This window comes from Agrobacterium sp. O3.4, from assembly GCF_041414895.1.
GTDB classification, from domain to species: Bacteria; Pseudomonadota; Alphaproteobacteria; order Rhizobiales; family Rhizobiaceae; genus Agrobacterium; species Agrobacterium cucumeris.
Genome location: NZ_JALPZP010000004.1, coordinates 253,095 through 280,022, shown reverse-complemented (window position 1 = coordinate 280,022; position 26,928 = coordinate 253,095). Strand labels below are relative to the sequence as shown.

Below are 26,928 nucleotides of genomic sequence, written 5' to 3'. Positions count from 1 at the left end.
CGCCCAAATGACCATAGCAGCGTTAGCAGTTACGGCGATATCTCTGGAGTAAACTACGACCGCAAAGGGGTGGGTAGTGATTTTAGGGCCTAAGATCGAGCAACAACTTCCTGGCCCGGACACGGTGAGACGAGCACTTGATCAGTTGTTTGCCTCAGATGTTTTTAGCAAATCCGAAAGGATGCGGAGCTTTCTTGAATATATCGTTACCGAGACGATAGAGGGGCGCGGTGATCGCATAAAGGCCTACAGTATCGCTCTGGAAGTCTTTGGTCGTCAGGCGGACTTTGATGGGACGGAAGACCCAATAGTACGCACAGCTGCAAACCGCCTTCGCAATGCTCTCGAGCGCTATAACGCTTCGCCTCAGAGCAAGTTGTCTCCTCTTCTCATCAGCTTGCCACGCGGCAGATATGTGCCCGTTTTCGAGTCCAACTCCGATGAGGAGCCTAATGCTGACACACAAGAGAAAAACGAGGTCAGTACTCTTGCGCTCCCGCGCCGATACCTCTCCTGGCGCGTTATTGTCATAGTCTTGAGCTTCATCGCCGTAACGATACTCGGCTCAATTCAGTTGCTACCTAACCTGTTTAACAAGGCGACCGCATCGCGAGGGGCTACCGTTCCGCTGCTTCTTGTTCAGAATACTCAATTCACACCGGGCAGCGACCCTGCCAAGCGGTTGGCGCATGACCTCTCGGAGCTAATCGCAATCAAGCTCGCTGCCCATGGCAGCGCTGGGGTTGTGGACTTGGCGAGGGAGCCAGGCAATGTTGCCTACGAGACTGCAGGACGAAATCTGACGCGGGTCGTCTACACGCTGGATTCGGCCATTGTCGATCAAGGCGGGGAGCTAGCTTTAGTCTGGAAACTCAACGATGCTCATACGCGAGAGGTGTCGTGGACTGACCATGTTTCGCTGGGAACCCCGAATGAAGATACTGTGAACAACGCAGTGGATGCTTTAGTTCGCGGAGTAGTTGGCATGGAGGGTGCGATAGCGAGCCTTGAATCGACGCATCAAGGCGAGATCAGTTGTCTTACACCAATGGAACGTGTCGCGCTGGTATATGTGGATCAGTCCCTTCCTGATATACGCGCCTGCCTCGAAAGTGTAGTATCAAAGTATCCATTGAATTCCCAGGCTTGGGCAATATTGGCTCGTGTCTACTTCCGTCTCGGCAGAGACGCCGCATCCCGCGGCGAAGATCCCAGCGAATATGGAGGGCTTTTGCGCACTGCAGCGCAAAAAGCAATGGACCTGTCACCTCGTTCGTTCGCTCCTCAACTAGCTGCCCTTTATGTCGCTTACAGTGCCGGTGATTTGGATACATATGAGCGCCTGAGTCGAAAGATGCTCACAGTGTTTCAGGACCCTCATCTCAAGTTAATTGTTGGAAACGCGCTTTGGAGTATCGGACAAAGAGGCGAAGGCGTCGAACTGGTTGCGAAAGGCATTGAGGAGACTGGTGATGTGGGGAGCCTAGGCTACCTTGTACTGGCATCAGACCGCTATGAGCGTCAGGATTTTACTGGGGCCCTGGAGATGCTTGAGCGGATTTATAGACGAGAATTTTATCGAATTGATCTTCTTCAGGCGGCGGCGCTGGCGAAACTGGGGCGGAAAGACGATGCCCGTGCCGCGATCCAACGCCTTCATGATAAACGTCCCGGCTACGAAAACCACCTCTACTTCGATTTCCGTCACAACAATTTTCCCGAACCAATGATCGAGCACCTTGCTGAGGGGCTTCGTGAGGCGGGCCTGATCGTGCCGATTCCGGTGGAAAATCCGAAATAACCACCGTCGCTCGAACCTGTCAGGTGACGCCGCTAGCGGTGGAAGGAGCACCATCGCGAGGCCGTCGAGCCGGGCGCTGATTTGCGGTCGTGTTCCCGCCCAAATTGGACCTGTCGGATCGCGGAATGCTGTAAAGACAAAGCACGTTAAATTGTCAAACCAGGTGGTGGTTTGCTAGCGTCCGGTTCAACCGAGGTAATGAAGATTGGCGATACCTTACTGAGCAGGCCGACAAGTTGGGACTGCTGTGTGGTGCCTGTTTTTTGGAAGACGCGCAACAAATAAGAGCGCGCGGTACCAAAGCTGATATTGAGCTTTTCCGCTGTCTGCCTGAGCGGGTACCCTGCGGTCAATTCACTGGATAATTGCGCCTCCTTGTTTGTCAGACCGAACAGGCTTTTAAGAAGTTCGGGGTCGGGGCCGATACCGTTGCCATTCACCGAGGTAACGAATACAAAGCAGGATGCGGTTGCAAAAATATCGTGGGCTGCCCTGCGGATCGGAACAAGATGCAGGACCATGAGATCACCGGCTTGGTTCCGGATCCCCATGGAGCGGGGCGCGTAGTCCTGATCCGTTTCAACATTGCGTAGCAATGCATCCAGATGTTCATTATAGGCACTCAGATCGAGGCGGTTCCAGGCGCCGCACATTTTAGCAAATCTGGTCTCGAACTGCTTGTTCATTGCATGTATGTGCCGGCCGGCGCGGATGCTTATGCAAGGCGTCCCGAGCCCCTCCATGACTTGCACGACGCTGTTTTGCTGCTGCAAATGCGAGCGCGCGGCAATGAATGCTGACTGCACAAGATCGGGGTAAATGGTATTAAGCAGCTCAGCCTGTTGTTGAGCAAAAGCACCATTGCGGACATGGCGGTCAAAACCGCAGACAATCATATTGCCGCTGGGGGGAGCGACGATGGTTGCGATATCATCACCGATGGAATGCTCTCTACACAAATCCACATATCCCTTGAGATAGGGGGGAATGGCGTCCTCATAGCTCGCACCAGACGCGAAGCGTCCGAAGACTGCTTCAGGTGCGCTTTTTTTGACCCAGCTGTGAAAATCATTGCCCCAATGAATGCGGTCCTGGTTCACCGGCAACAGACGCTGTTCCGTGTGAACGCCACATTTCTGTCCCACCGAATAGAGATATCCGGCATCAGCATTGATAGCGACGCGCAACTCGTTAAGGACTTCTACCCAGCGCTCAGGTATGAACGCTGCTTCGTATAGCTGTGTCCGCAGTGCAGGGTCTAAATGGCTCATTTCGCATACCGGACACAGTGGGTTAGATGGTCAGCGAGATATGTGGTGTAATGTCATTATGCGGACTGCATCCCCGGAAAATGAGTTCATATGACGCTTCATATTGTTCGATTGGAGCATCGAACATAAGGGCTCGCCGCGGTAGGTTGCGAACGGTTTGATCCGGATACAATAACGGCTGTAACAGTACGATTGTAACGCAAGGACCAAGCCCATAATGCACCAAGGTGCGCGTATTCACCGTCGGTGTGGGGTTGAATTTATCGAAGGTGGGGCGGTTCCGGCAGAGATCGTCACAAACGGCTTTCTCAACCTCGGTTTCGTAGAGCACAGCCTGCTGGCGATGATCCTGTCCAAGAAGTTCGGCTGGCACCAGCCCTCAACCGCCAAAGCGAACGCTATGTCGGTAAAGGCGTCGGCCTCAGCTGACAGACGCTGTGCGACCAGATTGAAACATGTGCCGCAGCATTGAGGTCACTTGATAATCTGATCGAAGCACATGTCCTTGCCGCCGAACGTGAACCTTTTTTAGTCGCAGCGCTCGCAGCTGTCCTCATTTATGATCAACAGGCTAGGCACCGCTGCGGCCTAGTATCCCAACGTCTTTGCTGTTCGCAAAATAAGACGCCAAAGAGCCGATGGTCCTGCCAAATGGCAGCTTTAGAGCCATTGTATCCTATTTATAGAGCTCGCAGCTGCGTTCGGGGTTTCAAGCTAGCTGTTCCGAAATTCCGTCGTAGCCGCCTTGGCTTTAGTTTTGCGTGCGGGGCTCACCACTCAAGTTTGTACGCAATTCAAAAAGGACCTCCCCTTGAGAAACCTTTCCATTCGACTGGCGGCTACCCTTGCGGTCGCCGCAAGCCTCTCATCGTGCGCGACTTCCGAAACGAAGGTGCTGGAACCCTACAAGCTGGCAAATGGTGCGCAATACCAGGATGTCGTCACGATTGCGGCCAACGGCAAGGGGACGGCGCCGACGGTTACGCAAGTGAAGACTTTTGCGCTGGAGAAATCCGGTCGTAGCGTGCTGGTGACGGATGCGGCCGGGTATGACCCGAGTGCGGTCAGCACCGTTGGTGCGGCTGTGGCGGGCGGGCTTGCTTCCAGCGTTCCGATTGCCATCGGACTTCATAACCAGCGCATCAAACGTACCGGCGATGGTGGCAAGAGTGGTAACGCAGGACCTGCGGGTCCTGCCGGGCCAAATGGTCCAGCTGGCCCTGCCGGAACCGCAGGTGCAGTTGGTGCGCAGGGTCCGATTGGGCCTGTCGGGCCTGCCGGGCCTAAAGGCGAGCCGGGGCCCGCAATGGCAGTTCCTTGATATTGGTCGTGTAGCGAGGCGAACGGCGTTGAGCTTCGGTTTCACGATATTGTACGCGCTCACCAGCCGGTCCGACTGGTCTCGGTTGGGTGGGCACCTTCTCATTCACTATGATTCCCACCCTTGAATAGCGATGTCCATCGGAGGAAATTCGTCGGGGGCCTGCCCGGGTACACTGGCGGGTCATCGGTATATACGAAGGTCTCGATGCGGCCCGGTGTGACTGCGATCTCCAGCGTCCCGCCTGAGATATCCTGCTACGGTAGATCGGCATCGGTCGTGATGAAACCGGCCGCCCGATAAAATGCATTGATACGGTTGAGTGCGACCGCGATGTCGGTGGCAGCCACACTGGCGCCCCGTAGTGTTTCAAAGCCGTAGAGTTTTTTGCCGAACGGCTCGTAGCCTGTGATTTTGATCATCTTGATGTCAAAACAGGGCCCCCCGGGGCCGGCGGGACGATGCTCGGCTCCGGGGGGAGGGTCAAGGGTGCGTTGGCGCGCTGGCGGGCGCGCTCGCGTCTTGACCGCTCAGCTTCAGCCTGACTGGAACTTTGATTGTGAAGCGTGTCCTGAAGGGCACGGGTTGCACGATCAAGATCCTGGGCTGAAGCGGACGACAGGGCTGCCCAAGACAGGCTGGCCCACGGAAAGGCAAGGGGTGCAAGCCGCATCACATTCATCGGGCGTGCTCCTTGTTGAGGTTTGTAAGTGCGCCCGAGAATCCGATCAGCGAGACCCGAAAATCGAGGGCTTCGCGGTTATCGGACCAAATCCTGAGCCGTTCCCCCAGCGCGCCCCATGTCCTGATTGGTGCCAATGCCAATCTCGAACAGGCGTCCTCGATAAAAGGCACCATTTGCCTCTCCGGCTTCAAAGCCTGCCTCAAACTGCTTCACAGAACCTGGAATGTCGCCACCATCAAGCAGCTTGACGCCTTCGGCAGCATTCGCCTGCGCTGACGAGAGAAGAGCTAGAAGCCAAAACGCAGCACCATATGCCCTGAAAAACATAAACGCCTCATGGAATAATCAACGCGATCACTCAATGAGATCCCAAATTGCAAATTAAGAACCATACCGTTACATTTTGCAACGAAACGGTTTCTGGTCGTCGACCATAGTTCCGCCCCATGAACACTGCCGCAGTTGCGCATCATCGCGCACAGGCATGCCGGCCACAATCAACAGACTGGATCTAGCGTCTTTTATAAAGCGGCCGTGGCCGTCGAAACAAACAACTCGTCAGGCGATTGGTACTTGCTATTGCGGTCCGCGATCAGGCATGCAGAGTTTGGCTGTGTCGACAGCAATTCCGCCGCATCCTCTATCGTGATGATGCATTCGTATCGCGGAATGAACTGTATGATGTTGTACAGCGCCAACGTCTGGCGACCGGGTCGTTGTATGTCCCAAACCTCCGGTGCAACAGGTGAGTCAATTATGCCCAGACGGGATTTCGGCCGCTCATTTCGCTCCCGGCAGCCATCGGAGATCAGATATCGCAACTCCGTGTCCATGGGCGCTGGCATACGAACAGTGGTTATTCGATTCAAAGATTACAGCGGAGTGCTTTATTCCGAGTTTGTGCGGCTCTAACGAAAGTCTGGATTCGTTAATGGGTGCAACGCAGTTGATGTAACCGTTTGATACTGCCTATCGCCTAGCCATCGACAGCAAATTTGTTATTGCTGGGATGTACCAGTGAAAATCACCGACCTTCAAAGGCGAGACTAGGAAGTAAAGGCTTTCTGTTTCGCCTTTTTTTGGCATTTCGCCAAGCTCAAGGGCCTGCAGGCAGCAGACGCATTGTTTCGAGGGTACGCGAAACGGGGAGAACGGCACTAGGTCGTCAAATCCTAACTTTCCGATCGTTCAGTTAACCGTAGGTAGGTGTCAGCCGTGGCGTGACACAATGCATTATGGGCAGATTCATGGCGCCTCTGTTCTGCTACGCGCTGACCCAAGGAAGACACGAGGCGGTGCACTGCCGATGCGGGAATCGTGAAAGGATAAAACATGAAGCGCGATACCTATCAGTTCATTACCGACAAGATCGTGGCTGTGCTCGAAACTGGTGTATGCCCTTGGTTGCAGCCGTGGGGCAAAGGTATTAGGCCACACCGGCCGTTACGTCACAACGGCATCCCCTATCATGGGGTCAACACCATCGTGCTTTGGTTAGCCGCGGCGGAACAGGGCTACAATTCGGCCTACTGGCTGACATTCAAGCAAGCGCTGGGACTTGGAGCATCGGTCAGAAAAGGTGAAAAATCAACGCTAGTCGTCTATTCACGCGCAATCGAGAAGGGCACGACAGTCGACCGAAAAATTTCCTTCTCGAGAGGCTACGCTGTTTTCAACGCCCAACAGATCGATGGATTGCCCGTATATTACTATTATAAGCCTGCGCCGACGGACGAGCCAAAACAGGCGATCAAGAACGCGGACATCTTTTTCGCGAACTTGGGAGCGGACATCCGCAACGGCGGAAACTCAGCCTATTACAGCCTGGAAACTGATCATGTTCAAATGCCGCGGTTTGATGCTTTTTCTTCAGCAGAGGCATATGCAGGGACACTTGCGCACGAGCTCATCCGTTGGACATCAAGCCGAGGCCGCCTTAACCGCGATTTGTTACGCTGCGGTCAGGATAAAGACGCTTACGCGCGCGAGGCATTGATTGCCGAGCTTGGAGCGTGTTTTCTGTGCTGCGATCTGGGCATCAAGGCCAGGCCCCGCGAGGATCATGCCTCCCATATCGGCCTGTGGATGAAAATCTTAAAGGGTGACAAACGGGCCATCTTTCAGGCCGCAAGTGCCGCCGAAAAGGCCGTTGGGTTCATGCAAGACCTACAACCACTTACCGATGTCGCGCCGTCTTACCGTCTATAATTACTTCTACTTTGTGATCGCAACAAAATGGCGGACCCTAAAGGCTTGATCCCCAGTCCCCTTATCAACGGATAGGCTCGTTGTTGATCACGAAAGAGCCCGCAGCTGGCGGGCTGCGGGCTCGGTACTGGCTGGTTAACAGCTGCTACCAGCCTATTAAGACTAGCCAGCGTTTCGAATAATGCAGGACGCCATTTCAACGAGAACGTTGCATACCGTTTGATACGGTCACGTCACTCCACGTCGATGCAAGTTTTGTCATAAGCCTCGAACCAACAAAAAATGTCGGTGAGAGTACGGGATGAACGAACGCGGAAAAGTATTGCAGAAGCGCCTGTCGCTGGTGAAATCAGGCGTATGCATGAAGGCCTTGCTTTCAGCTTTTCTGTCCACGCAGTCGGCTTTTGCCCAAGAGCGCGGTCCAGCCGATTTCGGTGCGTTTGGCCAAAATGTCAAAGTCGACGTGCTCGATGATGGGACATGGACAGGCCATCGGGAGTTTAGGACGCGCGACAATCTCATGCGGTTTGCAGATCCCTTTGCAGATACGAAGGTTGCCGGCGCGGGCGCCAAAGCCAACCCCGAACTCGTGACGATTGCAAAAGTGGCTGACGCGCTCAGTTACAAAATTCGCGTATTGCCAAAGCCTCAAGCTGATCGCGCTTCGTATCGTGATTGAGATGGATCCGGTTTAACCAAGAGTATCGCAGCCCGGCGGCTTATCGATCGCCGGGCCTTGTATCTGGCGGAAAGATTTTTCCTTTCCCCACACTTCCATCCCTTTAGCGCTTTGCCGTCATAGGTCGCGCAACGGCGCCTATGACCCGTCAGTGCCGGCAACCTCAGACGAAAGCTATTGGATCAAACGCATGAAGAAGGAGTTGACCGTGGTTTTAAGTCCGAAGATTGAGCAACATCATCCCGATCCTGACATGGTGAGAGAAGCGCTCGAGCATGTGTTCGCTTCGGAGGTTTTTATTAATTCTGGAAGAATGCGCACCTTTCTCGAGTACATCGTTACCGAAACAATGGAGGGACGTGGCGATCGTATAAAGGCTTACAGCATCGCTCTCGAAGTCTTCGGCCGTAAAGATGACTTCGCCATATCGGACGACTCAATCGTGCGCACAACTGCGAACCGTCTCCGCAATTCCCTTGAACGTTACAACGCTTCACCCGACAGCAGAAGGTCACCTCTTCTAATTAGCCTGCCACGTGGGAGGTATGTCCCGGTCTTTGAGAACAATCCCGCCTGCGTTCCAGTAGGAACTAACAACGAGCGGAAGCAGCTGTCTGAAGGGTTTGTCAACTTCCGCCAAAAATATCGATTGTCACTTATTCTCTCAGGCCTTTTACTGATCTGCTTATTTGCGGCGCTTGTGGGACTTCGCGAGTGGTTTCCGCAGGTTGGGCGATCAACGGTGACAGAGGCGACCGGTGCCCCGATGTTATTGGTACAGGATACCCGGTTCTCACCTGGTAGTGCTGTTGCAAAGAAGTTGGCACATGATCTTTCGGCGCTAGCGGCGAACAAACTTGCCGCTCATGGCATGGCCCGGGTCGTTGACGTGGCGAATGACGCCCAAAGTCTCGCGCGGGACCTCGCCGAGAGAAATCCCTCGCGTGTCATCTATACGCTCGACACGGCTATCGTCGGACATGGCGAGGAGTTTGCGTTAGTCTGGAAACTCAACGATGCACATACGCGGGAGGTGTCATGGGCCGACCAGGTATCGCTGGGGAGCGTGAATCTGAATGGGAGTACTGCAGACTCGGCAGCAGATGCATTGGTAAGTGGCGTATTCGGATTGGACGGCGCTATCCCCAGCCTTGAGTCGATGTATCAGGGAGAACTTAGCTGCCTAAGTCCACAGCAACGCGTCGCGATTATCTATGATGCCGGATTGATTCCAAATGCTCGCGAATGTCTTGAAAATCTGGTTGCGAGCCACCCGCGTCATGCGGAAGCCTGGGCAAGCTTGGCTCGTGTATATTTCAGATTAGCGAGACATGCTGCTTCCGTTGGCGAGGACCCTAGCGACTACGGCGAGCTTTTGCACGTTGCGGCGGAGAAAACGTACGAGCTGCTCCCTCAATCCTTTGGTGCTCAATTGGCTGTCGCCTTTGACGTATATAATCACGGAAAGGTGGAATTATTTCAGGAAATAGCGCGGGACATGCTCAAGAAATTTAGAGATCCCCATTTTAAAATAATCATTGGCAACGCTTTTTGGAATATCGGTCGTACCGCCGAGGGTACGACGCTCGTCAAGGAAGGAAGGGAGGAGATGGATCGCCGGGGAACTCTAGCAGACCTGATATTGGCATTTGACCGCTACGAGAACGAGGATTTCGGTGAGGCTTTGAACATACTTGACGGGATCATCAATCCGGAGTTTTACCGCTTCTATCTTCTTCGAGCCGCGACACTTGCAAAATTAGGGCGAACCGAAGCCGCTCGAGCGGCTATCGATAAACTCCATGAGAAACGCCCCGGCTACGAAAATAACCTATACGCAGATTTCCGACACAACAATGTTGCCGATTCAAGGATCGAGCAGCTCGCCGAGGGGCTACGCGAAGCTGGCCTCGCCGTGCCAGTTCCGGCAGGGAATACGAGATAAATATTTGATTTATCAGCGTGCCAATTCGGACCGCAGGTTCGTGAACTGTCTCTGAACGACAATTATTGCAGTCGGAGTTGTCTTATGAGAGGACGCACATGTCTGCTGGCACCATCTGAGAATTGCCATCGAAGTCGGTTCGGTTCCGTTATCCGAGATAATTGTTCGAGGTCGCCCGCGTTGGACCTGGCGATATCGAGTTCTCGCGTCACAGACGCCCTCAGCTTTCGCCGTGTCGTTACCTCCGGTTCGAGGACGCGGAACGATGCGTCCTTTTCGTCACGCTCATCAACGAGGTTGAGCCCGTCGCGGGTAGAGCGGCCAAGACTCACGGCATTTCCGGTGAAAAGTCAGAATTTTCGCGATTGCAAGCCGCCCCGATGAGGCGGCTTGCGTTAGTCGGTGACCCTCAAGCGGCCAGGGGCTTGGAAGCGCGAAGGGCCAGGTTGATCAGGCAGGTGATCGCGATGTTCGCCGCCAAGGCCAACAGTCCCGTATAGACGGTGAAGGGTTCGCCGCCCAGGCTGACCGCGTGCAGGGGTTTCCAGCCGGCATCCCAGACAAGGTATGTTCCGCCGACAAAGCCAACGACCCATCCGGCCAGCAGTGCCGGCGCGCGAAACCAGTTGGAATAAAGACCAAAGATCAGCGCCGGTAGAGTCTGCAAGATCCAGATGCCACCCAGCAATTGCAGATCAAGGGCAAACTGCGTGGGCAGGAGAAGGATGACCAGCAGCGCGCCGACCTTGACGACGAGCGACGATAGCTTGGCCACCTTGGCTTCTCCTTCCGTGGTCACGTTCGGATTGACATAAGCCTTCCAGAAGTTCCGGGTAAACAGATTGGCGGCACCAATGCTCATGACGGCTGCCGGGACCAGTGCGCCGATCGCGATGGCAGCGAAAGCGAAGCCGGCGAACCAGCTCGGAAACAGCATCTGGAATAGGGCTGGCACGACGTCGTTCGGGCTATCCAGCTTCAGGCCGGCAACGTGCCCCATATAGCCGAGCAGTGCCAGGAGGCCGAGCAGCAACGTATATGCAGGTAGAAGCACAGCGTTTTTGCGGATCGTGTTGGCGCTGTTGGACGCGAATATCCCTGTTAGGGTGTGGGGATACATGAAGGCCGCCAGAGCCGAACCCAAGGCAAGGGTAGCATAGGCGACATACTGGTTTCCGCCGAGCAACAAACTCCCGGTGCCCTTGGCATCGAATGCAGCCTTGGCGGATGCGAAGACGTTGTCATATCCACCAAGCTTTGAAGGAATAAGCAGGACGGCGACGATCACCACGATATAGATCATGATGTCCTTGACGAAGGCGATCAGAGCCGGTGCGCGCAGCCCTGCCGAATAGGTGTAAAGCGCCAGGATGATGAAGGCGATCGACAGCGGGATTTCGCCGTGAAGTCCGAGCGCCTTGAGCGCGGCCGTCATGCCGATCAGCTGCAGGGCGATGTAGGGCATGGTGGCAATAACGCCGGTTGCCGCGACGGCCAATTCGAGGGCCCGTGAGCCGAACTGGCCGTGGACGATGTCGCCAGCGGTCACGTAACCTGCATCACGGGCGCGCTTCCAGAGCAATGGCATGACCGCGAAAACAAAGGGGTAGACGATAATCGTGTAAGGCAGGGCGAAAAAACCGTATGCGCCGACGACATAGACAAGCGCCGGTACTGCGATGATCGTATAGGCGGTGTAGAAGTCGCCGCCAACCAGGAACCAGGTGATCCAGGTGCCGAAAGAGCGCCCTCCCAGGCCCCATTCGTCGATATTGTCGAGGTCTTTGGGCTTGCGCCAGCGGGAGGCGACAAAGCCGAGCACGGTGACCAGAACGAAGAAGAAGGTGAAAACGGACAGTGCCGTGACGTCGATCTCAGTCGTCATTGCGCACACTCCGATAGGCGACATAGGTGAGGAAGGCCGTCAACGGTACCCAGGCCAGCTGATACCAATAAAAGAACGGGAAACCGAAAAGGGCCGGCTCCTCGATATTGTAGAAGGGAACCCAGAGAAGACCGATATACGGAAGAGCAAGAAGCGACAAAGCCGCCTTCTTGCGCAGAGACTTTTGCGCCATGGTATTTCCTCCCAACTTGGCGTGTACGCCTGAAGGTCGTAGGGTCATTGATTTATGGTTACAATCGCGCCGCCGGCAAACTTGGACGCGAATACCCAGAAGTGGGTATGGGTCACGGAGCCAAAACGCCAATGCCCCGATCGAGTGCGTAGCGTACCAATTCCGCTGTTGATTTCAGCGCCAGCTTCTTTTTCAGGTGCTTTCGATGGGTTTCGGCTGTCGCGATGGTGATTCCGAGAGCATCGGCAATTTCGCGATTATTCTTCCCCGCAACCAGCTCGCGCAGCACGTCACGCTCCCGGGTGGTCAAAAGCTCGGATTCATCTATACGTGCCGCCTCCAATATGGCGTCTGCTACACCGGACGAGAAATAGGTGCCGCCTTTCGCGACCGCTTCGATGGCGGCTGCGATCTCGTCGGTCGAGACATCCTTAAGGATGTAGCCGGAAGCGCCACGCAGCACGGACGACGAGATGTATTCTTTGTCATGGTGCATCGAGAGCATGATGATGCCGCATGCGGGCAGAGCGTTCTTGAACAGGCCTATCGCGTCTATGCCGCTGATCCTTGGCATGTTGATATCCAGCAGGATGACGTCCGGATGAAGCCCGGCTGCCAGGTCCAACCCCGCCTGCGCATCGGCGGCGATCCCCACGACGTTCAAATGCGCATAGGTCTGAAGGATGGCCCGGAGCCCATCCAGAACCACTGGATGATTATCGACAAGCAAGACCCGGATGGTATGGGGTTTATTCATGCCACTGACTCCGTCAGAACACGATGCGCCGAGCGCGGCATCAAGATGGTCAGTACGGTTCCCTTATCGTCGCTTTTGATCAGCAGAATACCGTGGAAATGTGCCACCCGTTCCTGCATGTTGCGCAAACCGAGGCCCGGCGACGTGTTGCTCTCGCTATTAAATCCCGTGCCATTGTCGCCGATCGTCATTCGGCTGCGGCCACGCTCGCTGCGCAGGCGGATGAAAACCGTGGTCGCACCGGCATGCCGCTCGACATTGGTGAGTGCTTCCTGCGCGATGCGGTAGAGGGCCGTACTGGCCTCCGCTTTCAGGCCGTCCGCAAAAAAGCTGGCGTCCAGCGTTGCCTGCAGGCCTGTCCTGACGCGAAAACCCTCACACAAGGCCCGCAGCGCCGCGATAAGCCCAAGATCATCGAGCAGAGGCGGCCTCAGTGCATGTGACAGTTGGCGTACGTCACGGATCGCATCGTTGAGTGTCTTGATGCCACCTTCGATCGCTCCCAAGACGTCATTGTCGCCTGCCTTGACCATGCGTTCGGCCAAATTCATCGCATAACGAACACCGACCAGACTTTGCGAGATACCGTCGTGTAGGTCGCGGGCAAGCCTTGTACGTTCCTGCTCCTGTGTATCGATTACTCGCTGCGTCAACTGTCGCAGCTTGCGATCGGCAAGTCGTCGCTCGCTGACCGTGAGGACCATGCCCGTCGCAAATACCAGCAGGACCGCCGGTACTGTCACCAATGCGACGACTTTGAATGTCCAGCCGATGGTGTTGCGAAAGTCCAATTGTGCTGTCTTGGTCTGTACATGGATTTCATCAAGGTAGATGCCCGTTCCCAGAATCCAGCGCCAGTCGTCAAGTTTGGCCACGTAGGAAAGTTTGTCGCCGACCTGGTCCGTCGCCGGCCGCTCCCATTTGTATTGGACGAAACCGCCGCCCGCCTTCGCGGTGTCGATTAGGCTTGCGATGACCTTCTTGCCATCTGCGTCGATGAGATCCAGCCAGTTACGGCCGGGGAACTCGTTTTGTCGGGGATGGACGATGCTGTTGCCGGCATAATCGTAAACGAAGAAATATCCGTCCTCTCCATAGTCCAGGCTCTTGATAAGTTCGATCGCCCTTTTCTGCTTCTCATCGTCCGAGAGGCCGCTCTGCGCCATGATCCCGCGGACGGCTGACATGGCCACATAGGTGAGATGAACGATTTCGCTCTCTTTGGCTTTCAGCATATTCCGCTCGAACGTGGATATGCTGCTCTCGGCCAACGTCCTGGACTGCCATGTGATGAAGGCCGAGATGGCGAGCACCGCCAAGACCAGCGGTAAGATGGAAAGGGCGATGATCTGCTGCCGAAAATTCATGGAAATGAAGGCCCTTTTCACCGGCACGTTGTTTTTAACAGTAAGATCAGCGCATATTTTTACGGCATTCAGGAAATGCTGCCAGTTTCTGCAATGTCGCTTTAATCCCGACAAAGGTTAGAATTTTGCGCCTAAGTTTTGCAAGGCGCATTTTGGCAGCGCTGTTCATGCGGCGATTTTGCCGAAATCTATATGGCTGTCCAGATCGAGGTCGAACCGGCCGTAGTGATTTTCGTGATGTGAGGCCGCGATAATCTTCCGGTGAAATACGGCCGTGTCAGGCTGGTTTAGAGAGCAACGTTTGCAGCATGCAGGTGTTCACATAGATGAGCGAGATTTCAAGAAGATCGCCCCCGAAACATTCCGGTTGTGCATCGCTCGTATAGACGACCACCCTCTTGTCTGGCGATAGATATACTTGAACCCGAGTCGCAGAAGCGAAACTCGTCCCGCCGCCATTAGTTCGTCATATCAAGCAGCTGAAGAACGCGCCGAGCCATATCTGTGCCTCTGTCGTCGTTGCGCCATGCCAACAGCAATGGAACCGAAAATGTCAGCGGCAATGGAATTTTTGTCACCTTGGGAGAGGTTATCCCCACGGCTGAAGGTAATATCGAACAGTAGCCGTGGCCGACAATCAGCTGCACTGCCACCGGTATGCTGTCGATCTCGATTAACTGCACCTTTGACAGCCAGGTTGGTCCAAGCAGATGCTCGAGGAAGCTTTCGGCGGTCTGGCGCAGTCCGGAGGCGCGGGAAGGCAGTACCAGGCGGTGCTTGAGGATCGCCTCGCGCATCTGTGCCGGCGAATCCTGGTCCGCCGGATCAGCCGCGTCATGCTGCAGGAAACAGGAAAGGTGGCTGCGCAGAACCTCGCGGCTGCGGAGCCTGGAATTGTTTAGCGGCATGTCGACAAGCACTGCATCGTACCGCTGCTGTTCAAGCCCTTCCAGCAGGCTGTCTGCAAGCCCCGGCTGCATCAGCAGCGGTGTGTCGAAACGGCGTGCCCAGTTGGCGGCAATTCGCGCAAGAATGATTGCCGACGGGCTGTCCGTTGTTGCTGGAGGAATGCCGCCGAATGACCAATGCCGTAGATGCCGCTTGAAACGCAGCGCCGATGTGGAATCCAGCGTAGCCCAGATATCGCGTAATTTGCTGACGTGAGGTGATATGCGAAGCCCCTCGGGCGATGCGCGCGAACCGTCGCGGGTCCGTTCAAAAAGTCGGACGCCGAGATTTTCCTCCAGCATGGCGATCATCCGTGTAAGCTGTGGTTGTCCGATTTGCAGTCTCAACGCGGATTTGCGGATCGAGCCCGATTCGAGAATGTCCACGAAGCGGAAAAGCGCAATTAGCGATACGCTTTTCTGATAAATACCCTTCGCATGGTCATCACCGCACTTGCCGTGGATCGCGAAGATTTCATCGGCGGCCCGCGCGAGATATGGGCTGAGCCTGCCCCCTTCCGCCGTCAGTATCAGACCTTTTGCGCCGTGAACGAAAAACTTGACCGAGAGGGCGTTCTCCAGACGACTGACGGCATCCGATACGGTCGAAACTGGAATGCCCGTCGCGCTGGACGCAAGATGGATGCCGCCGAGGCGAACCACCTGATCACATAAAAGAATTGTCGAAACCTTCACTTACCGCGTCTCGTTTTGACCTTCCCATTCCGGCATCAGCCGTCCGGATTTTGGGATATACCACTAATTCCATTGTGCCTCATAGTCGAAATATGACAGGAGGACGATATGGCGGATTTCGATACGGTTTTGGCGGGGCGTGTCATTCTGACGGACCGCGAGATTTCGCGAGGTTTCGTGGCCATTCGCGATGGGAAAACGGCACTCATCGGAGAAGGCCCGGCACCGGCTGGAAGAGAAAATCATGATTTTGGCACCGGCCTTTTATTGCCTGGTGCCATCGACGCTCAGGTACATTCGCTGTCGCAAAAGGGGGCTGAAGGATTTGCCGCCTCGACCCGTGCGGCGGCGGCAGGCGGCGTTACGACAATCGTGGACATGCCCTACGACGAGGGCAATCTTGTATGTTCCGCCGAGGCCGTGGCGCGTAAGGTCGCGATGATCGACGATGAGGCGCGCATCGACGTGGCACTTTACGGTACCGTCGATCCGCAAGAGGGTCCTGCCCGCATTGCTGAACAGGCGGCGGCGGGAGTTTGCGCCTATAAATTCTCGACCTTCGGCACGGATCCCCACCGCTTTCCGCGCATCCCGCCAGCGCTGCTGCGGGCCTGCTTCGCCGAGGTTGCAAAGACCGGGCTTGCGGCAGGCGTGCACAATGAGGACGATGCCTATGTCCGCGCCGCGATTGCCGAGGTGGAGGCATCCGGCATCACCGACTGGCGAGCGCACGGCCTGTCACGTCCTGAACTGGCCGAGACGCTGGCGACGCTGCAGATTTATGAAACCGGCGCCGAGACAGATTGCCCGGCGCATGTCGTCCATTGCTCCGTCAGCCGCGGCTACGAGATCGCCGAGATGTATCGCAGGAATGGCCGGTATTCTTCCATCGAATGCTGCATTCACTACCTTGTTCTGGATGAGGAGAATGATGTTGCACGGCTTGGCGGCAAGGCCAAGATCAACCCGCCGATACGCGCCCGACGAGAAGTGGAGGCGATCTGGCGACATCTGGCCGAAGGGCGGGTGTCGATGGTGTCTACCGATCATGTGAGCTGGAGCGAAGATCGCAAGACCAACCCCGATATGCTGAAAAATGCCTCTGGCGTGCCCGGGCTGGAGGTGATGGTGCCGCTTTTCGTCAAGGGCGCGATCGCGCGCGGCGTGCCGCTGGTGTGGGCGGCCCGGCTGATGGCCGAAAATCCGGCCCGGCATTTTCGTCTGGACCACCAGAAAGGCGGGTTGCAGGTTGGGCGTGATGCCGACGTCATGGTGCTTGTCGATCGGCCCGTGGTGTATGACGCAGCCACCAGCCCTCACTCGATTGCGGGGTGGTCACCTTATCACGGCATGGAGCTGCCCTGGACGGTTGCAGCCACCTGGCGGCGAGGCGAGATGGTCTTCGACGGGGAAAACGTGCTTGCTGCGCCGGGAACAGGTATTTTTGTGCGGCCGCCCGAAACACTTGGTCTGCGCGAGGTGCTGTTGTGATGCGCCGCAATCTCGACGCGTCAATAAAGGACATAGAAGCGGATCTCGACGCACTGGCGCAGATTACCGATCCGGAACGCCCCTGGACCCGCCGCGCCTTCTCACCCCGTTTTGATGAAGGGCGCGACTATCTTCGGCGACGTTTCCTGAGTGAAGGATTAAACGTCTCGATCGATACGGGCGGGAACCTGATTGGTCGACGCGAAGGCACCGAGCCGCAGGCCGGAACGATCATGCTGGGTTCACATTCCGACACCGTGCCGGATGGCGGCCGTTTTGATGGTGTTGCCGGTGTTGTCGTTGCATTGGAGGTCGCACGCATTCTTTCACGGCGCGGAGTTGCCTTGCGGCACAACCTGGCCGTCGTCGATTTTCTTGCTGAAGAAGTCTCCATTTTCGGCGTTTCCTGCATCGGTTCGCGGGCGATGGCGGGTGTTCTGCCGCAGGACTGGCTGAGGCGCATCAGCGACGGGCGCGATCTGGCGACGGCCATGCGTGATGTGGGCGGCAAGCCGGAAAGTCTTGGAGCTCCCTTGGCTGATGACCTGAAGGCCTTTCTGGAACTGCACATCGAGCAGGGGCCGGTTCTCGAACGGGAAAAAATTGCGCTTGGGGTGGTGACAACCATTGTCGGCATCAATCGCGTCGAGATCGAGGTTAAGGGTCGTCCCGATCATGCCGGTACGACTCCGATGGGGTTGCGCGCCGATGCCCTCGTCGCTGCGGCGCGGATCGTAAGTGAGATCGAGCGGTACGCGACGGAGCTTTCCGGTGGTCCCGGGCATTTTACCGCAACCGTGGGTGAGTTCGAAATCTCCCCCAACGCCGCCAATGTGGTGCCGGGGCGGGTCCGCATGCTGGTCGATATCCGCGCCGAACGGGCCGAGGACAAGGAGGCGTTCGTGTCCTGGCTGACCGGACTTGACGCGGACGGTGAAAATACGATCGAAGCGCGGCTGATTTCCGGCAATCCCGGCGTGCAGATGGATGATGGATTGCAGGAGATGCTGGCAAAGGCCGCAGACCGGCTGGACACGCCCTATCGCAAGATGGTGTCGGGTGCGGGCCATGATGCGGCGTTCATGGCACGGCTGTGCCCTTCGGCGATGCTCTTCGTTCCATGCCGCGACGGCCGTTCCCATTGCCCGGAAGAGTGGGCCGATGCGGCCGACCTCGCTCTGGCGGCTGAAGTTCTGGCAAACACGATTATGGAATTGGACAGAAAAAGGGAGGGCTGAAGGTGGCCAGAATTCTGACGGAAAAAGATGTGGAACCCGCAGTGCGGGGAGGCGCGGTCTATGCGGCCGGCGGCGGCGGCTGGGTCCACCATGGACGGATGCTGGGCTACGCCGCGGTGAACGCCGGTGCGCCGGAACTCGTCTCGATTAACGAATTGAACGAAGACGAATGGGTGGCGACGGCTGCCGCCATCGGCGCGCCTGCCTCCACCACGCCCTGGGAAATGCGGGGCGTTGATTATGTCAAGGCCGTGCAGCTTTTGCAGGATGAGCTTGGTGCGAAGGTCGCGGCCCTGATGATCGGGCAGAACGGCAAGTCCTCGACCCTCAATGCATGGCTGCCTTCCGCTATCCTCGGCTGCAAGGTACTGGACGCGGTGGGTGACATGCGCGCCCATCCGACCGGCGATATGGGCGCGATCGGTATGGCTGGAAAACCGGACCAGTCGATCCAGACGGCCGTTGGCGGAAATCGCGATCAGAACCGCTATATCGAGCTTGTAACGCGCGGCGCAACCGGCCGGATCTCTCCTATCCTGCGCACCGCCTCCGACATGTCGGGCGGTTTCATTGCCTCGGCTCGCAACCCGGTTCGTGCCGGTTACGTCGCGAAGAATGCGGCACTCGGCGGAATTTCCAAGGCGCTGGAACTTGGCCATGCAATCCTCGCTGCCGAGCCTCGAGGGCATGCGGCAGTCCTCGATGCGATCCTTGCGACCACGGGCGGCAGGATCATGATCGAGGGAGAGATCACCGCTAAGGATGTCCATTATACGAATGAGGCTTTCGACGTCGGTACCGTCACCATCGGCAGGGGCGAGAGGGCGCTGACCCTGCATGTGATGAACGAATACATGGCTGTTGATGCGGTCGATGGTCGTCGCCTTGCGACCTTTCCGGATGTCATCACCACATTGTCGCAGGAGATCGAGCCACTGTCGGTCGGCGAGCTGAAGGTCGGCATGAAGATCCATCTGCTACATGTCCCAAAGACCCTCATTCCGATCGGCGCGGGCCTGATGGACCCGGCGATTTATGTCCACCCCGAAAAGGTCATGGGCATCAACCTGACCGACTACGCATTGGAGGCCTGAAGATGCCGAGAGAAAATCCCCGTAATCCGGGCTTCCCGATCCCTTCAGGCCCGGACCTTCGAGCCAAGGGCTGGCGGCAGGAAGCCCTGCTGCGCCTCATGGAAAACGTGCTGGCTGTTGGTGAAGACCCCGAGAACCTCGTCGTCTACGCAGCACTCGGGAAGGCGGCGCGCAGCAAGGCCGCATATGATGCCATCGTGCGTGCATTGACCACCATGGATGAGGATCAGACACTCGTCATCCAGTCGGGAAAGCCGGTCGGCTTGATGAAGACTTCGACCGAGGCCCCGATGGTCATCATGGCCAATTGCAACATGGTCGGCCAATGGGCCAAGGCCGAGAATTTTTATGCTCTCGAACGCAAGGGCCTCATATGCTGGGGCGGCCTGACTGCGGGGGCATGGCAATATATCGGCTCGCAGGGCGTCATTCAGGGTACCTACGAAATCTTCATGCGCATTGCCGAACGCCGCTTCGGTGGCACGCTCAATGGGCGTTTCGTACTGACCGCGGGCCTTGGTGGTATGGGAGGAGCGCAGCCGCTTGCCGGTCGCATGGCAGGCGCGGCCATCCTGTGCATAGAGATCAATCCGGAACGGGCCCGCACTCGCAAGGATATCGGCTATCTCGACGAGATTGCCGATGACCTCGATAGCGCACTGGCGCGAATTGAAGAGGCCCGCGCCAAGGGTGAGGCGCTGTCCGTCGGGCTTGTCGGCAATGCAGCGGAAATCTATCCCGAAATAGCCGCGCGCGGGATCATCCCGGATATCGTGACCGATCAGACCTCCGCCCATGATCTTGTTTATGGCTATATTCCAATCGGTTACGATCTGGAACGGGTACGCCGCCTGCGCAGCCAGAACCCGGATGAGCTAATCGAGGCCGGCAGGGCGTCGATTGCCAAACAGGTAACAGCCATGCTGGAATTCCAGCGGGCCGGCTCGGAGGTTTTCGACAATGGCAATTTGATCCGAACGCAGGCGCAGGCCGGTGGGGTTGCCGACGCCTTCGATATTCCGGTCTTCACCGAAGCCTATCTGCGCCCGCTGTTCTGCCGGGCGATTGGTCCCTTCCGCTGGATGGCCCTCTCCGGCGACGCCTCTGATATTGCGCGGATAGACGAGCTGGTGCTGGAGATGTTTCCGGACAACAAGATCGTCACCAACTGGATTTCGCTGGCGCGCAAGCATGTTCCGTTCGAGGGGCTGCCGGCACGTATCGCATGGCTTGGCCATGGCGAAAGAAGCGCGCTCGCACGGCGGGTCAACGGTCTGGTCGCTTCGGGCGAATTGAAGGGGCCGGTTGCCTTCTCTCGCGATCACCTCGATTCAGCGGGCATGGCGCATCCAAACATCATGACGGAGAACATGCTCGACGGTTCGGACGCCATCGCCGACTGGCCGCTTCTCGACGCGATGTTGCTCTGCGCTTCGCGCGCCGACCTTGTCGCACTTCATTCCGGCGGCGGGGGTTATGCGGGCTTCATGACCTCGGCAGGGGTCACGATCGTCGCTGATGGAACCAACGCGGCCGACGACCGGCTTTCGCAATCGCTCGACAATGATACCGGGCTTGGCGTCATCCGTTACGCGGATGCGGGCTATGCCGAAGCACAGGATGAAATTGCCAGCAAGGGCATACATCACGTGAAGATCTGACGAGATCAAAGCAGCGAGGAGAGGCCATCAATCGCCACGAGCGGCGGAAAATTACGATCACCAATCAACACTGCCTGCCGTTGTCGGCAGGCCAAGAGGGGACAATAATGGAAAAAACATATCAAAATTTGTCAGTGACACCGGCCAGACGGTCATCACCGGAGCGCGCCGTTGCTGCAGCATCGATAGGCAACGCCCTCGAATGGTATGACTTCACCGTCTATGCGCTGTTTGCCATCTATATCGCCCATAATTTCTTTCCCGGCGGCGATCACACGGTCGAACTCGTGAAAGCCTTTCTTGCCTTCGGGCTGGGCTTTGTCATCCGCCCCCTGGGAGCCATCGTGATCGGGGTCTATGGCGACAAGGCCGGTCGAAAGGCCGCACTGTTCCTGACCATCATGATCATGGCGGTGGGCACCCTGCTGATTGCGGTGGCCCCGACCTATGCCGCGATTGGTGTGGGAGCGCCACTCATGATCCTTGCCGGACGAGTCCTTCAGGGCTTCTCCGCGGGCGGAGAAATCGGCGGAGCAGCCGCCTTTCTTGTTGAACATGCGCCAGCCGACAAAAAAGGCAAATATGCTTCCTGGCTCCAGGCAAGCATGGCGATTTCCAATATCATGGGTGCACTCGTCGCCTTTGCTGTTACCTCGCTCCTGACGGAGCAGGAGATTGGAGACTGGGGCTGGCGGATTCCGTTCTTCATCGGGGTCTTGATCGCGCCGGTGGGCCTTTGGCTGCGCAAGACGCTGGACGAAACACCGGCTTTTCAGGCGGAACAGGCAAGTCTCGAGAACCAGTCCGCCAAAACACCCCTGAAGCTCGTCTTCTCTGACTATTTCGGCCATCTGATCAAAGGTTTTGCTTTCTCGATCCTGTGGGCCGTTTGCGTTTACGTGCTGATCATCTACATGCCGATCTTCGTTCAGCGGGCTTTCGGTTTCAGTGCTTCGGAGGCGTTTACGGCATCGCTGATTGGAAACGTCTTCCTTGCGGTGGGTTGCGTCAGCGCTGGAAGTATTTCGGACAGGATCGGTCGGCGCTTGATGCTTGCTATTGCGGCCGGCGCAATGCTGGTTGCCGTCTACCCCCTGATCTGGTGGCTGCAATCTTCGCCGACGCTGACGACGCTCATCATCGTGCAAAGCCTGTTCTGCATCATGGTCTCGGGATATGTCGGGGTTGCGCCCGCTACCCTGTCCGAGCTTTTCCCGACGAATATCCGCACCACCGGCATGTCATTGGCCTATAACGCCGCTGTCACGATCTTCGGAGGATTTGCCCCGGCGACGCTGACCTGGCTCGGCAGCACGGAAATCGGTTATCACGCACCGGGATTTTACGTCATGGCCGCCGCATTCATATCGCTGATAGCGGTTCTGATCCTGCCAAAACCATATTCCACGAACTAAGAGATGGGCCGCCAAAGGCCCAGCTCCCACATAGCTCAACCCACCATGTCTGGAAAATTACAGTCGAAGCGAAGCCGCTTCGATGGCCGGACACTGCTGCAAAGACAACTGCATAATAACAACCAACTCAAGGGAACATCATGTCTGCTCAAACCGGGACTATATCTTGCCTCTCCATTGCCGCAGCTTTGGCGATTGTCGGGCTTACTGCTTCAAATGCGCGGGCGGAACACTGGTCCATCGACGGTCAAAACCTGACCGTGGAACAGGTTGTCGGCCTGGCGCGGGACAATAACGCCAAAATCACTCTCACCGAGAGTGCGGACAAACGGATCGCCGAAGGCTTTGATCTGGTGATGGAGGCTGCCCTGCAAGGCAAGGCGGTCTACGGTCTCACGGTCGGCGTTGGCTGGAACAAGGATCGCCCTGTTTTTGCGATGAAGGACGGCAAGCGCGTTCTGGACGACGATCTGCTGAAACTGTCACGCGCTTTCAATTCGACGTCTCTTCGCGCTCATGGCGCAGGCGTGGGTGAACCGATGGCGATCGAAACGGTGAGGGCGGGCATGGCGATCCGTCTAAATCAGATTGCCACCGGTCGAACCGGCGTTCAGAGCGCCGTCGCGGAAATGTATCGACAGTTCCTGGAGCAGGGGATCACCCCGGTGGTTCCTTCGCGTGGTTCTGTTGGAGAGGCGGACATCACCCTTGCCTCCCATATCGGTCTGGCGATGGTTGGTGAGGGTGAGGTCTTCATGAACGGCAACCGCATTCCCGCAGCGCGCGCGCTGACTGACGCCGGCATCACTCCGCTTGAGCCGGTCGGCAAGGATTTTCTTTCGATCCTCAGCACGAATGCACTGACCGCCGGGCAAGCTGCGCTGCTTGCGCGTGATACGGCGGGATATCTCGAAAAGGAAGCTGTCGTCTTCGGTTTGGCACTGGAAGGCTTTAACGGCAATGTCGCCCCTTTCCTCGAAGCGACGAACGATCTGCGCCCCTTCGCTGAAAATACATCCGGGGCACAGATGGTTCGCTCTGCCCTTGGCGGCAGCTATCTCTGGTCACCCTCGAAAGATCGGGCGCTGCAGGACCCTCTGTCTTATCGCACCATGGCCTATGTGCTTGGCGGAGCCGAAACTGCGATGCGGGATCTGACCAAGGCGTTGGAAATCCAGATCAATCACAGTGATGATAATCCTGTCGTGGTTGCGGGTGCCTCGGACGACAAGGCTTCCATGCAGGTCTCCCAGTATTTTATCGAAGGAGAGGTATCTGGAGCGATCTATCCGAGTGCAGGTTTTGAGATGCTGCCGGTGGCTTCAAGGGTTGAAGCACTGAACACGGCACTGGTGCGCCTGTCACAGGCCATTACGATGCAGACGATCCGCTTCGAGAACCCGGATTTGACGCATCTTTCGCGGTTCCTCGCTGCTGAAACCAATCAAGGACACGCGTTTGGTGCGATCCAGAAGCCACTTGTTGCGCTTCTGGCCGAAAATCAGCAGATCGGCGCGCAAGCCCCCGTCGGTTCGATCGCAATGGCAGGAAATATCGAGGATCTGGACAGCCACGCCCCGCTTTCGGTCGCCAATCTCGGCCGGATTCTGGATAACCTTTACTGGATGTCGTCAATCCAGCTGCTACATGCGGCGCAAGCTGTTGATCTGCGCAAGCCCGGGCAATTGGGAGCGGAAACAAAAGCACTGTTTGAAGACTATCGCCGGGATGTGCCCTTTGTGGCGACGGACCGAATATACAGCAATGATTTCAATACGGGTTATCGTTTTCTGAAGGCCCGTTGAGCGGTTGTTGTGTTGGCGTTGAACCAAATGAGAGGACCGACGTCTTTGGGCCGTTTCGCAAAGCAAATACGCGACGCGCGGCACGACTCGAAGACCTCGGCCATTCGATCCATGAGGAGCCTTGGATAGGATGGGGCGTCGCCATTTTTTAGATCAGCCTGGATGTGGCCTCTGTCACCTGGCGAGCGGCTTTTTCATTTTCCCGTATCGGACAGATCAGGATCGAATGGCTCGACATCCACCACTGATCGCGCTGGCTTAAGCTATGAGGTTACGAGCCAAAGCATCCGCGAAATCATTTCCCGCTATACCGGAATGTCCCTTGCACCACTCTATGTCCACGTTCGGATTGCGAAGGAGCAAGCTATCCACACTCCGCCAAAGAGCTTCATCCGGTATTTGTCGTTTCCGAGCTCGCGAATTGGGGTTGATGCGTTTCCAACCGTTGGTCCGCCAGATTTTGCGATGGCGATGGCAACCCTCGACGACATGAGCGGAGTCGGTCCAAAGGACGGTTGTCCGGCCTGGAGCGTGAGCATCCAGCCATAAAAGTGCGTTCATGACTGCCATTATTTCAAAAGAATTATTTGTAAGTCCGATTTCCGTCCCACGCGCAGCATGGAGCTGCTGCCCCGTCTCCAGCACGACGAATGCCCAGCTTCCCGACACTTCAACGGGGTCGTACGAGCCGTCCGTGTAGATTGTGAGTGGCGCAGTCATCGAACTCGTTTTCCCGTGTCAAAACCGCCTGAAAAAATGGCAATGCCTTTGAGTCACTTCTCCAGATGGCGTTTACCATGTCCTCTTCGAATCAGAACCTGCTGTTCTTTGTATCGGGGCAGAAAACGTCTCGCTTTCACAGAGTAGATTGCACCAGATAGAGAGGTCTCCAGCGCGGTAACCTTCACTCCACAGCTTCAATGAGAGACATAGCCTCCGCGCTTCACGTCGCGAAGCGCGACGAATACGGCCGCTGCCAGCACGGCAATCATCGTGCCCGTAATAATCAGAACCGATCCATGCGCCTGAGTGAAGGCGCTGCGCGCCGCTGTCCGTATTGCCTCAGCTTCATCTCCACCCAACCGCGCCGCCGCCGTCATCGCTTCACCGATGGATCCGCCTGCGTCGGCTGCTGGGGAAAACGAGCGTGAAACTGCGGAGAAATAGATTGAGTTCACAAGTACTCCGAAGAAGGTGATCCCGATGCCGCCGCCGAGTTCGTAGCCAGTACCTTCCAATGCACCTGCAGCACCTGCCTTATCGGCTGGCGCGCTTCCCATGATGGCGATGGACGATGCCAAAAGACCGATGCCGAGGCAAATACCAAGCATCGCCAGAAGCGCTGCGGTTATCGGCTGCGAAGCGATCAGATCGATGGATGCAAGACCGAACAGCGCCGCGGCGGCTCCCGTCATCGACAGCGTTGCGATCGGCCGAAGGCCGAAGCGGTTCGCCAGATTGCCACCGAGTGGGCCACCCACGGCGGCCGCGATGACCAGTGGCAGCATGAACAGGCCGGCATCGAGCGGGGACATGCCGAGCACGTACTGGAGTTCCTGCGCAAGCACCAGCTCAAATCCTGCCAATGCGCCGGAGGCGACGAACGCCATCAGCATGCCGGCAGCAATCGCTGGTTTGAGGAAGAGCGACAGGTCGAGCATCGGATTGCGCGACGAGACCTGCAGCCTGCCAAACCAGCCGAGCAGAATTATACCCGAAGACAGTGATGCCGCGACCGTACCGTTGATGCCGCCTTTCATCCCGGTCTTGATGCCGTAAACGGTCAGAACCAGACCCGCGACCAGCAATGCCGCCTGCCCGATGTTCCAGGCCCCGAGACCGGTACCAACCTTCTTCGGAACAAGGAACCAGACAAGGGCGATGACGACAGCCAACACCGGAAGATTGACGAGGAAGACCGATCCCCACCAGAAGTGCTCGAGCAGGATGCCCCCGACAAGCGGACCGATGGCGGCGCCCGCCATGCCGACCACACTCCACAAACCGAGTGCCCGTGCCCGCTCGCCATCATCCTCGAATGTCGTGCGAATGATGGCAAGGACACAGGGCATGATCATCGAAGCGCCAACGCCAAGGATGGCACGGGAACCGATCAGCATCGCGGGCGAGGTCGAGAAAGCGGCCGCAGCCGATGCTATGCCGAACACGACAAGTCCGGTCAAAAGCATCCGCCGGTAGCCCATGCGGTCTGCAAGCGTTCCCATCGGCACCAGCAGGCCGGCCATGACAAGCGCATAGATATCGATGATCCAGAGCACCTCGGTACCGGAAGCACCAAGTGCGATTGTCAGTGAAGGCACCGCAATATGGAGAATGGTGAGGTCGAGCACGACGGGCAGAAAGGCCATCATGACGGCAGAGAGAATAAGCCAACGATTGGCGGAGGACATGCGAGACACCTGCAATGCGAATTTTTTATCAGAACGATCGTTTCACTATTGCATTAAT

At 56.8% G+C, this 26,928-nt stretch carries 21 protein-coding genes; 11 read left to right on the top strand and 10 right to left on the bottom strand.

What is annotated here, in order from left to right; genetic code table 11:
• Positions 1-76 precede the first annotated feature (76 nt).
• Positions 77-1,801 carry a M48 family metallopeptidase gene (locus M0412_RS20165; protein WP_269701402.1) on the top strand — a complete coding sequence of 575 codons (1,725 nt, stop codon included), beginning with the start codon at positions 77-79 and terminating at the stop codon, positions 1,799-1,801.
• Between the two features lie 146 nt (positions 1,802-1,947).
• Here M0412_RS20165 and M0412_RS20160 read toward each other — a convergent pair whose 3' ends face one another.
• Positions 1,948-3,072, bottom strand: coding sequence for a hypothetical protein (locus M0412_RS20160; RefSeq protein WP_269701404.1), 1,125 nt, complete (start codon positions 3,070-3,072; stop codon positions 1,948-1,950).
• Between the two features lie 811 nt (positions 3,073-3,883).
• Between M0412_RS20160 and M0412_RS20155 the strand changes: the two genes are divergently transcribed.
• Entirely contained in the window at positions 3,884-4,393 is a 510-nt protein-coding gene (locus M0412_RS20155; RefSeq protein ID WP_269701406.1) for a hypothetical protein, read from the top strand.
• Positions 4,394-4,650: 257 nt separating this feature from the next.
• On the opposite strand, the gene M0412_RS20150 is transcribed toward M0412_RS20155, so the two are convergent.
• Both M0412_RS20150 and M0412_RS20145 read right to left on the bottom strand, forming a co-directional pair.
• The gene (locus tag M0412_RS20150; protein ID WP_142842592.1) at positions 4,651-4,815 is read right to left on the bottom strand and encodes a POTRA domain-containing protein; all 165 of its coding nucleotides are present in this window, start codon (positions 4,813-4,815) and stop codon (positions 4,651-4,653) included.
• A gap of 338 nt (positions 4,816-5,153) precedes the next feature.
• Entirely contained in the window at positions 5,154-5,405 is a 252-nt protein-coding gene (locus tag M0412_RS20145) for a hypothetical protein (protein ID WP_142842591.1), read from the bottom strand.
• A gap of 1,005 nt (positions 5,406-6,410) precedes the next feature.
• Between M0412_RS20145 and M0412_RS20140 the strand changes: the two genes are divergently transcribed.
• The 3 genes from M0412_RS20140 (at position 6,411) to M0412_RS20130 (ending at position 9,910) form a co-directional block, all read left to right on the top strand.
• Positions 6,411-7,286 (top strand): ArdC family protein, encoded by an 876-nt coding sequence (locus tag M0412_RS20140; RefSeq protein WP_142842590.1) that lies wholly within the window; start codon positions 6,411-6,413, stop codon positions 7,284-7,286.
• Between the two features lie 301 nt (positions 7,287-7,587).
• Entirely contained in the window at positions 7,588-7,965 is a 378-nt protein-coding gene (locus M0412_RS20135; protein WP_142842589.1) for a hypothetical protein, read from the top strand.
• A gap of 190 nt (positions 7,966-8,155) precedes the next feature.
• Entirely contained in the window at positions 8,156-9,910 is a 1,755-nt protein-coding gene (locus tag M0412_RS20130; RefSeq protein WP_269701411.1) for a lipopolysaccharide assembly protein LapB, read from the top strand.
• 409 nt (positions 9,911-10,319) lie between these two features.
• On the opposite strand, the gene mctP is transcribed toward M0412_RS20130, so the two are convergent.
• The 5 genes from mctP to M0412_RS20105 all read right to left on the bottom strand — a co-directional run bounded on the left by mctP (position 10,320) and on the right by M0412_RS20105 (position 15,722).
• Positions 10,320-11,795 (bottom strand): monocarboxylate uptake permease MctP, encoded by a 1,476-nt coding sequence (gene mctP / locus M0412_RS20125; RefSeq protein ID WP_269701413.1) that lies wholly within the window; start codon positions 11,793-11,795, stop codon positions 10,320-10,322.
• Entirely contained in the window at positions 11,785-11,988 is a 204-nt protein-coding gene (locus tag M0412_RS20120; RefSeq protein ID WP_161991413.1) for a DUF3311 domain-containing protein, read from the bottom strand. The genes mctP and M0412_RS20120 overlap by 11 nt, the downstream gene beginning before the upstream one ends.
• A 112-nt stretch (positions 11,989-12,100) precedes the next feature.
• The gene (locus M0412_RS20115; protein ID WP_142842585.1) at positions 12,101-12,745 is read right to left on the bottom strand and encodes a response regulator transcription factor; all 645 of its coding nucleotides are present in this window, start codon (positions 12,743-12,745) and stop codon (positions 12,101-12,103) included.
• Positions 12,742-14,112, bottom strand: a complete 1,371-nt coding sequence (locus M0412_RS20110) for a cache domain-containing protein (RefSeq protein WP_142842584.1) — start codon at positions 14,110-14,112, stop codon at positions 12,742-12,744. The genes M0412_RS20115 and M0412_RS20110 overlap by 4 nt, the downstream gene beginning before the upstream one ends.
• A 458-nt stretch (positions 14,113-14,570) precedes the next feature.
• Entirely contained in the window at positions 14,571-15,722 is a 1,152-nt protein-coding gene (locus M0412_RS20105) for a LysR family transcriptional regulator (protein ID WP_161991412.1), read from the bottom strand.
• 141 nt (positions 15,723-15,863) lie between these two features.
• Here M0412_RS20105 and M0412_RS20100 point away from each other — a divergent pair, with 141 nt between their 5' ends.
• The 6 genes from M0412_RS20100 (at position 15,864) to hutH (ending at position 24,459) form a co-directional block, all read left to right on the top strand.
• Positions 15,864-17,246, top strand: coding sequence for a dihydroorotase family protein (locus tag M0412_RS20100; RefSeq protein WP_142842582.1), 1,383 nt, complete (start codon positions 15,864-15,866; stop codon positions 17,244-17,246).
• Positions 17,246-18,484, top strand: coding sequence for a Zn-dependent hydrolase (locus M0412_RS20095; protein WP_142842581.1), 1,239 nt, complete (start codon positions 17,246-17,248; stop codon positions 18,482-18,484). The genes M0412_RS20100 and M0412_RS20095 overlap by 1 nt, the downstream gene beginning before the upstream one ends.
• A gap of 2 nt (positions 18,485-18,486) precedes the next feature.
• Positions 18,487-19,578, top strand: coding sequence for a DUF917 family protein (locus tag M0412_RS20090; protein WP_142842580.1), 1,092 nt, complete (start codon positions 18,487-18,489; stop codon positions 19,576-19,578).
• A 2-nt stretch (positions 19,579-19,580) separates the two neighbouring features.
• Positions 19,581-21,239 carry a urocanate hydratase gene (locus tag M0412_RS20085; protein WP_142842579.1) on the top strand — a complete coding sequence of 553 codons (1,659 nt, stop codon included), beginning with the start codon at positions 19,581-19,583 and terminating at the stop codon, positions 21,237-21,239.
• A 107-nt stretch (positions 21,240-21,346) separates the two neighbouring features.
• Positions 21,347-22,654, top strand: coding sequence for an MFS transporter (locus M0412_RS20080; RefSeq protein WP_142842578.1), 1,308 nt, complete (start codon positions 21,347-21,349; stop codon positions 22,652-22,654).
• 140 nt (positions 22,655-22,794) lie between these two features.
• Entirely contained in the window at positions 22,795-24,459 is a 1,665-nt protein-coding gene (gene hutH / locus M0412_RS20075; protein ID WP_269701418.1) for a histidine ammonia-lyase, read from the top strand.
• A gap of 258 nt (positions 24,460-24,717) precedes the next feature.
• Here hutH and M0412_RS20070 read toward each other — a convergent pair whose 3' ends face one another.
• Positions 24,718-25,179, bottom strand: coding sequence for a ribonuclease H (locus M0412_RS20070; RefSeq protein ID WP_142842576.1), 462 nt, complete (start codon positions 25,177-25,179; stop codon positions 24,718-24,720).
• Positions 25,180-25,376: 197 nt separating this feature from the next.
• Positions 25,377-26,870, bottom strand: coding sequence for an MFS transporter (locus M0412_RS20065; protein ID WP_269701419.1), 1,494 nt, complete (start codon positions 26,868-26,870; stop codon positions 25,377-25,379).
• Positions 26,871-26,928: the final 58 nt, after the last annotated feature.